Raw genomic sequence first — 8,858 nt, 5'->3', positions numbered from 1 at the left:
TATACGAGACCCGTATGTACGGTGGTGTGAGAGGCGCAGTGGCGGTTATCTGACCGTCACCCGTCTACTCGATTAGCCACCGTTTTTTAATTCGTTCAGACTCTTTACATTCTTACCATTTCCGTCGAATGGATAATCTTTACTTGGGTTTTGATTTATGTAATTAAACGCTTTTGCCTTTAATTTTTCATTCAAATGTTCATCGCTGAATGAATAACCTGATATAAATAAATTTTCTGTTTCGTCAATTGTTTTTTGAAAATTTTGAAACAACTGTTTGAATAAAAAATCATTCTCGATAGTATCTAATTTTCTTGTTCCAGTTATAAATTTCGGTACTATATCAAAATTGTAATCTTGTAGTATTTCTTTAGTTTCTGGATTAATTCGGATTGCATTATGTTTCGTAGAATAGCTATTAGTCATATAATAATCATATTCTCCCGTTGGTTGTAGAAATAATTTTCCGCCATCGGCATAATGTTTAAATTGAAAAAAATCTAAACTGCCGTGAAGTTTATGAATTTTTATTTTTTCATTAAAGGTGTTATTGAAATATGGTACTTGTAAATCGTTATGACTGATTGGTGAGCCTTGTGAATTAAAACCTTTTGAATATTTTACTTTATTTAGTTCTAAAACTCGTTCCAATAGTAAGTCGTGGTTAAGTGTAAAAATATCTACGTTTTCGAAATTAGATAAATAGTCAATAAAGCCTTGATATATTTCTATTAACTCGGCATCTGTTTTAGGAATTACATTTAAAATATCTCCAATTAAGTAGTTGAGAATAACACTAACCTTTTGAAATTGTTTTTTGTCGAATGCGAACAAATAACTTTCGTAATATTCTTTATTTTTCTCTTCTAAAAAAAATGGCTTGTCAGCAAGAAGTGATTTTTTCGCTATTTCAAATAAATTTTCAACCCAATCTGGATTCTCGAAATTGTCAATGATATATTGATAAAAGTCTTCGTAATAGATAAAACTACCTCTATCTAAAACATAACTTTTTACTAATTCATTAAATACATAGGAATAAGCTAAATAATCATAATTCAATCTTCCATTATGAATGAAAGTTTTATCCTTATCGTCAATCCAAAACCATTCACTTGACGAAGCGGAAAGAAATTTTTCTTTCAAATCTCTATTGAATCTTTCGGCTATTGTACTTGCGGTTGGCATTCCTGCATTTGCTGAAAATCCTGCTCCTAAAATTACTGTCAAATTTTTCTTCATAAGAGTGATTTCAAATGGTGGCTAACTACTATATATCCAACACTTACACTATTTTTTGTAAATATGTTCCTTTACAAATCTAGTATATATTTTTCAGTAATTAAATGCGAACCTATTGTTTACTAGGTTTTTTTGATATAATCATTTTGTTTACTTTGAGTGTAAACGTTTATAACCGTTTTAAACGGCTTTTAGATACACCGAACCTACACAACTTTCATCAAAGTAACATACGGTTTTTAACAATATCAAAGGTCTAGGTATTTGGGATGAGTGCGATGGCTTATAATCTAAAGAAGTATCTAAAATTTACCAATAAAAAGGTAAGAAGTGGCGTAGGAATGGAGTTTTTATCTAGATGTTACAAAATCATTTCTTATGACTTCATCACATTTGATATAAACGCTTTTAAAATCAGATCTAAATACCCAATGATATAAAATAAGCTTCGGGAGAGGGGTAGAATGAGTCGTTTTTATCAGAATTATAGGATTGTGCAACGATTACCGGTGTTATGTGCTGGCTTTTTTTGTTCAACCATTTTCCTTTTCAAATTCTTCTATTTCTCTGTAGAATTCAATGGCTTTTTCAACGGATTTTCCGCCCGAACCTGCTATTAACTTTCTAAACCATTTTTTATTCAAGTTTTCGGGTTTGTGATTTTTATACAACCAAAAGGAAAAGTAAATAAAACTACCTGTTAGGATTATTTGAAAGATAATATATGGTAATCCTACGTTTTGTGGAAACCAATTGTCACTCAAATAAAATGTTGTAAAAAAGGGAAATTGCAAACACATAATTTTGGCGTGGTCAATTATGGAAAGTTGAAGTCTTGATAATTGTTTTTGAATTTCCATTATGCTACCATCGTAATTTATATTTTTTGTCCAAGCAAGATGTTTAATATAGTCTGCAAACCCTTTTATATTTATCAAAGCGATTGCTGAAACTGAAACAATAAAATAATTACTTGCCGAAGAATAATTTGAAATAGCATAAAACAAGGCGTAGCCTAAGATGAGAAGATAAAATACAAAAGCTACTATTCCTGCCGTTTTTAATTTAACCAAGCCGTTTAAAGTAGATTCTGCCTTTCTGCCAATAGTCTCTTTTAAAAGCAATTTATTAATCGTCAATGTTTTTTCTATTTTGACATTTTGCTCTTTCCAAATATTTATAAGTTCTATATTTTCCATTTTATTGATTTTTAAGTTGATTGAATTCTTTTTTTAGTTTGCTTTTAATTCTGCCAATTTTTGTTGCAACATTTGTTTCGGTAATTCCGATGATTTCTGAAATTTCCTTGTAACTTTTTTCTTCGAGGTATAGCAAAATTAGGGCTTTGTTCAAATCATTTAATTCTGAAATTATATGATTCAATATTCCCAAGTTGGTTTCTTTTTCATCGGATATTTCTGTGTTGGAAAAATCGAAAATATTTGTTATAATCGGGTTTGAAATCCGTTTCCTACTGTTCTCTTTCCTGTAAAATGAAATAGCCACATTCAATGAAATTCGATATATCCAAGTTGAAATTTTAAATTTTTCATTGTAGTTGTCAAACGATTTCCACAACTGCAAAATAATTTCTTGAACGAGGTCTTTTCTGTCTTCAGTGTTCCGACAATATGAGTTTGCCACTTTAAATAGAATACCTTTATTGTTCTCAACAATAACGAGAAAATTTGCTGCTCTATCTTTGTGCATCATTCGGTTTGTGCATTTGAAAACCTAACTTTAAAACATAGGTTGTGCTGTCTATTTTTATTGGTGTCTTTGGTTTTTTACTATAATAATTTCGGGTTATCGAAATGTTACAACCTGTTGTGAGTATTGTAAATGCTGTAACAACAACAATAATTAATCTGATATTTTTGTATTCCATTTTAGTTCGATTTTATTAAGAAGTATTCGTCTTTTCTTAATTATTCGCACAATGGTTACAAAAATCACACTTTTTTGAAGAAATTTTTTTCAGTAAAGAATTCGACTTAAACTTTTAGTGAAGTACAGAGAAGAAGTTTGATATTATTTCTGAAGTTTTTTCTTCCGCTTGCAGAGAACTCGTTATAAAATGTATTTTGTCGTCGATATCCCGTAAATAGATCGGGATATCAACTCTTTTTATCGTTGTTATCCTGTAAAAAAGAACCAGATATCTTATCCTTTTTAAGGAGGATTACGCTGTCAATTTAAGTGATTATTTTAAGAATAGTATTTAGGTAAATAATTTATTTTAAAAAGATTCTAGACATATCAAAAATCAAAAATCAAAAATCAAAAACCAACAATCATTCACCATCAATCCATCTGATTTTCATTAAACGCACTTGGCAATAATTTAGGAATGAATTTTACGAGAATAGGAAGTAAGATCGTACCGCCTGGTAATAAGAAAATGGCGAGTGAAGGAATGGTTTTGCAAATATCGAGCAACTGATTTTTAACGACTTTCTTTTCGTCTTCAGAGAGGTCGCGTACGGTGGAGTTTCCTAAGAGGATGACTAAATCCTTACTTTGTGTTATTTCTTTAATAAGACGCTTCTTATTGCGTAATATCAAGGTAGAAACCGTCCGTGTCGTCTGATTGTAAAAATGTTTGACAGGATTGCTGTAATTGAGATAAGCTATGTCTTCTTTGTTTTCTGAGATAAAGGTAGCCACAGCTTCCAATGAAGTTTCTTTAGTGGTCTCTGGGATCTTCAGTATGCGTGAGACTTCGTTCATAAAAATGGCTTCCTGCGGATCTATTTGTTTATCATCATATAAGGATAAGGCACATAGATCTAATAAGTATAATTGTTCCAGCGGTTGTGAAACCACATTAGTCTGTATATCTTCTAACGTAAGGCTGTCACTTTTTATGGTGGTGTTATATCGAATGGAGCTTTCAAAAAGTTTAATCAAAAGTTCGTTGTAATGATCTTTATTTTCTTTTTGCTTTAAGGCTAACCAAACAATTTGTGTAAGATTTTTTTCAAGACAAATCGCATAAGGCAACGGATCTTCTCCCGAAATGAGATAATGATCAAAACTCAATACATCTAAAAACAATAACGCATTGGTAATAATGTGGCTGAAATTCTTTTTAAAAAGGGTCTCATTGGTTTGAATGCGTTCTTGGATAATCCGTTCAAGAATTCTATAATTCGCGTCTGTAGAAGCACCTACTTGTATTGGAGGACCTCCTTGGTTTTTATTGAGTTCGCTATAAAAAGAAATGATACTCTTGATACAATCTGTACTACTGGTATTTTCTATACAGTCAAAATAGGTAAACGTAAGCGCATCAAATAAGTTGATTTTTGTTTTTTCTTCTTCCGTCCATTTCAATTGTTCGCTCTCTTCATCACAAAGCGTTTTAATGGAGGTCCCATAGATAAACCCTTTAGATCGAAGTTGTATGTACATTTCGTCTTCATCCATAGGATGTGATGCCATAAACTGTAAGAAGTAAGGCAAATGCTTTTTTATCCAGCCTGTGGCAGATGGGTTCATGAGATGAATAGCTTTATCGCAAAGTTACTTTTTTTGTTTAGAGTTGGGATAATCTAAAGCGTATTATTGTATCTAAATATCGGGATACTAAAAAGGCTCAATAATCCGTGGATCATTGAGCCCTTTAGTAATTATAGCTAGGTCTTTTTCTTTGCAGAAAAAGCTAGATGTATAACTATATCAAAATGTGATTAGTTTACTGCGTTTCCTAACTCAGAACCCGCTTTAAATTTTACTACATTTTTTGCAGCAATTTTGATTGTTTTACCAGTTTGAGGGTTTCTTCCTTCACGTGCATTACGCTTAGATACAGACCAAGATCCAAAACCTACAAGAGAAACACGTCCTCCTTCTTTAAGTGTTCCTTCAACGTTACCTAAAAAAGACTCTAATGCTTTTTTTGCAGCTGCTTTTGTAATTCCTGCGTGCTCCGCCATTCCATCAATTAATTCTGATTTGTTCATAATGTTAAATTTAATTAATTATTGTTAGTTAAACTGTGTGTTTAATTCTGTAACAAATTTATACGTAATATCCACTCATGCAAGTAATAGCAAGGGAAATCACCGATTTTGTTGATAAGTTAAGGCGATTGTTAATAAAGAGGGTGCTTTTTGGGGTCTTCTGTTAGCCCAATGATAGTGCGGGTTTAGCGCATTTTGACATTTTCATCAAAATTATAGCCGTTTAAAAGTGACTTTACATCCATTTTTCGCTTTCCTGGAAGTTGTATTTCATTAATATAAAGGTATCCGTGTAGGGCAGTGACTTTTAGCTTTCCGTCTTCTACTTGGATGGTTCCTAAAGCGGTATTTTCATCTTTTTCTTCTACAATTTCTGAGTACGCTTTCGTATTTCGACTTGGCTCAGTATAAATTTCAGCGGCATAAATCTTTACCCGCTCCTCCTTATTATTATTCATGAGGTAACACCAAGATCCTGGATATGGGCTGAGCCCTCGGATGTGATTATGGATCGTTTTAAGAGGAGCTTCCCAATCAATTTTTGTGTTTTCGGGATAGAGTTTATAAGCTGTTTTTAGATCTCCAGATTGGGGTTGGATGTGTGTGGTAATAGTATTGTTTGCAATCGCATCTACGGTCTTGGTCACTAGCCCTGAACCAAGATGCATTAGACGGTCATGGAGACTACCTGCATTTTCGTTTTCGCCTATAGTGAGACGTTCTTGAAATATGACAGCGCCTGTATCTATTTTTTCGTCTATAAAGAAGGTCGTGACTCCAGTTTCTGTCTCTCCATTAATAATCGCCCAATTAATAGGTGCCGCACCGCGATACTGAGGTAGGAGCGAAGCGTGGAGATTAAACGTCCCGTATGCTGGCATTTTCCAGACAGCAGCGGGTAAAATACGAAAAGCAACGACGATTTGAAGGTTGGCTTGTAAAGCTTCTAGTTCTGTCAGGAACGATTCGTTTTTAAGATTGGTCGGTTGTAAGATGGTCAATCCTTGTGACTCTGCATATACTTTGACAGCGCTCTTGCGTAACTTCTGACCACGTCCAGCGGGACGATCAGGAGCTGTAATGACGCCTACAACGGTATACCCCTGCGTGACTAAAGTTTCTAATATCGTAACGGCAAAGTCTGGTGTGCCCATAAAAACGATGCGGATCTCTCTCATAATAATGTATATGTATTTGCTGAAGTAAGGGTAATCTTTTTCTGGTCTAAAAGCAATTGTATTGCGGTAATAATTTCAGTTTCTGTATATGCCAAATCACAAAGTTGGCGAGAGGTTTGTTGCTTTCGCGAAAGCGAACTTAAAATCGCCTGTGCTGCCGAAGCTTGTTGTTTTCTATTTGAGTTCTGCGCTAGACAGACATCGCATTTGCCACAAGGCGTTGTGATGTCTTCTTCAAAATAGGTGAGAAGTTGAATGGTTCTACAAACCGTTGTATTGTTTACATAGTTTTTGATCGTTTCTATTTGTTGCTTTTTGTAGTTGGCTTGTATTTTTATGTTCTCAGCAATCACGTGAATGGTGCGATCGTCTTCTCTAGGCACCAAAAATGTAAGCGCCGTATCATAGCTCTGATGCTCGTAGGTGATAATGTCATCTTTGGCAAGCATCAATAATGCGTTGTGAATCTTATCTATAGAACTACCCGATTTATTGGCGATGATACTATAATTAATGGTCACGACCTGCTCAAAAATACCTCCATACGTGCGGAGGATGGTTTTTACAATCGGATCCCATTGTGGATTTTTAATCAGGTAATACGTCAGCGCGATGTCAGTAACATTAAAGGTAACGGTGGCTTTTTTGGTAAACTCCTGCGAGAGACTAATCACACTATTTCGATCCAAGGCGAGTAAGGCATTATAGGTGCGCATAGTGGGAAGCGAATAGGTCTGACAGAAATGACTAAAGTTAAATCGGTGGTTGGTTTCTTCACCTTCGCCATACGAGATTTGAAAATAACTATTGAGTCGGCTATAGATTTCTTTTACGAAGGAAACCGTAGGAATGACCTGCAAAAACTGATTATTCAGTCGGATGATGTCGTTCTCATTATATATAAGGACAGCTTGTGACGGTTGTCCGCTTCTTCCAGCACGTCCTGATTCCTGAAAATAATTTTCAAGACTATCGGGAATTTCTAGGTGTACCACGGTATCTACATCGGCTTTGTCAATGCCCATCCCAAAGGCATTGGTGCTGACCATGACTTGGGTTTTATTATCTCTCCAGTCCTTATAATGTTTGTGTCTATCATCTCGTGACATACCGCCATGATAAAAGGTAGCGGTGATGCCTCGGCTTTTTAAAAACTGAGCCGTTCCTATTGTGGCTTTTCGATTCCGTACATAGATGATAGCACTTTGAGTCGTATTTTTTAATATTTGCTCAAGGCGAAAATTTTTATCGGCGCTATGAATAAGGGTGTAGGTCAGGTTTTCTCTATGGTAAGATCCTTTACAAAGTAAGGGATCGTTCAACTGTAATTCTTCAGAAATATCCTGAACTACTTTGGGTGTTGCGGTTGCTGTGAGCGCAATGAGAGGGGCGTTTGGTTTTATTTCGCGTAAGCGGGCAATTTTACAATAGGCAGGTCTAAAATCATGTCCCCATTGTGAGATGCAATGTGCCTCATCTACGGCAATGAGCGAAACATTCATTTGTTTGATCCGCTCTATCACGAGTTCTTGCTGTAAGCGTTCTGGCGATACGTATAAGAGTTTATAATTACCATAAATGCAATTGTCCAACAGTGCGTCTAAGTCAGTGTATCTGATGCCACTGGTGATGGCTAATGCCTTAATGCCTTTTTCTTGAAGATTCAGAACTTGGTCTTTCATTAAGGCAATAAGTGGTGACACTACAATAGCGATGCCTTCTTGGGCTAAGGCTGGGATTTGATAACATAGTGATTTGCCTCCACCAGTAGGTAATAAAGCAATCGTGTCTTTGCCGTTTAAAACACTTTGAATACTATCTTCTTGTAAAGGTCTAAAGGAGTCGTAGCCCCAATATTTTTTTAATATGTCTTTTGGGGTATGATTCAACCCTTTAGTGTTTTTAAAATAAATGATGCTCTCGTGGCAACGTCACCCGTAGGCACCTCAATAGGAGCATAGCCATACTGGTGATACGTAGCTAGCAAATGCTTTTGAATTTCTTGTGCTTGCTCAAAGCTTTCATACCGCTCTGCATCTGTTTGATGGATTTCTTTCCATAACGGGAGGATAAAAACAAATTCGTATCTATAGTTTTTACAATCGTTTATAAACTCATCGGTATATGTCTGTCCTATATAGTCCATATATGCCACAGTGTCAGGAATTCCTCGGTCTAAAAACACATAGTCGGTGTCAAAAGTACTCACTTGTTGATGCTGTTGTATTCTCGCGTCTTTCAATAACTTGCTGAAAAGCAATGGTTTTTCAAGAAAAAGCTGATCTATTCCCTCGCTTTTCGCCTTTTTTGTTACCTCTCGCGAGATCTCCTCTAGGCAGGGGTATCCAAGGGTTTTAAGATGATGTATAAGCGTTGTTTTTCCTGTGGAGGGTCCCCCTATCAATAAAATGCTTTTTGGCATAAAAATGGTACTAATTTCCACAAAATTAGGCAAACCAAGACGAACAACAAA

Annotated in this window: 8 protein-coding genes; all 8 read right to left on the bottom strand. The window is 35.1% G+C overall.

Annotated features, from left to right (window positions below):
- Positions 1–72: 72 nt before the first annotated feature.
- A complete protein-coding gene (locus tag Q0505_RS02425) occupies positions 73–1,242 on the bottom strand; it encodes an SIR2 family protein (RefSeq protein WP_299208401.1) in 1,170 nt (389 codons plus the stop codon).
- A gap of 533 nt (positions 1,243–1,775) precedes the next feature.
- A complete protein-coding gene (locus tag Q0505_RS02420) occupies positions 1,776–2,441 on the bottom strand; it encodes a hypothetical protein (RefSeq protein ID WP_299208399.1) in 666 nt (221 codons plus the stop codon).
- 1 nt (position 2,442) lies between these two features.
- The gene (locus Q0505_RS02415; protein WP_299208397.1) at positions 2,443–2,955 is read right to left on the bottom strand and encodes an RNA polymerase sigma factor; all 513 of its coding nucleotides are present in this window, start codon (positions 2,953–2,955) and stop codon (positions 2,443–2,445) included.
- A gap of 591 nt (positions 2,956–3,546) precedes the next feature.
- Positions 3,547–4,743: an LETM1-related biofilm-associated protein gene (locus tag Q0505_RS02410; RefSeq protein WP_299208395.1), complete on the bottom strand. Its 1,197-nt coding sequence runs from the start codon at positions 4,741–4,743 to the stop codon at positions 3,547–3,549.
- Positions 4,744–4,934: 191 nt separating this feature from the next.
- Positions 4,935–5,207, bottom strand: coding sequence for an HU family DNA-binding protein (locus Q0505_RS02405; protein WP_299208393.1), 273 nt, complete (start codon positions 5,205–5,207; stop codon positions 4,935–4,937).
- 185 nt (positions 5,208–5,392) lie between these two features.
- Entirely contained in the window at positions 5,393–6,385 is a 993-nt protein-coding gene (gene fmt, locus Q0505_RS02400; RefSeq protein ID WP_299208391.1) for a methionyl-tRNA formyltransferase, read from the bottom strand.
- The gene (locus tag Q0505_RS02395) at positions 6,382–8,274 is read right to left on the bottom strand and encodes an ATP-dependent DNA helicase RecQ (protein ID WP_299208389.1); all 1,893 of its coding nucleotides are present in this window, start codon (positions 8,272–8,274) and stop codon (positions 6,382–6,384) included. Before Q0505_RS02395 ends, fmt begins: the two co-directional genes overlap by 4 nt.
- Positions 8,271–8,807, bottom strand: a complete 537-nt coding sequence (locus tag Q0505_RS02390; protein WP_299208387.1) for an ATP-binding protein — start codon at positions 8,805–8,807, stop codon at positions 8,271–8,273. Before Q0505_RS02390 ends, Q0505_RS02395 begins: the two co-directional genes overlap by 4 nt.
- Positions 8,808–8,858: the final 51 nt, after the last annotated feature.

Source organism: uncultured Dokdonia sp., from assembly GCF_937910895.1.
Lineage (GTDB): Bacteria > Bacteroidota > Bacteroidia > Flavobacteriales > Flavobacteriaceae > Dokdonia.
This window is presented reverse-complemented; position numbering and strand designations above follow the sequence as displayed.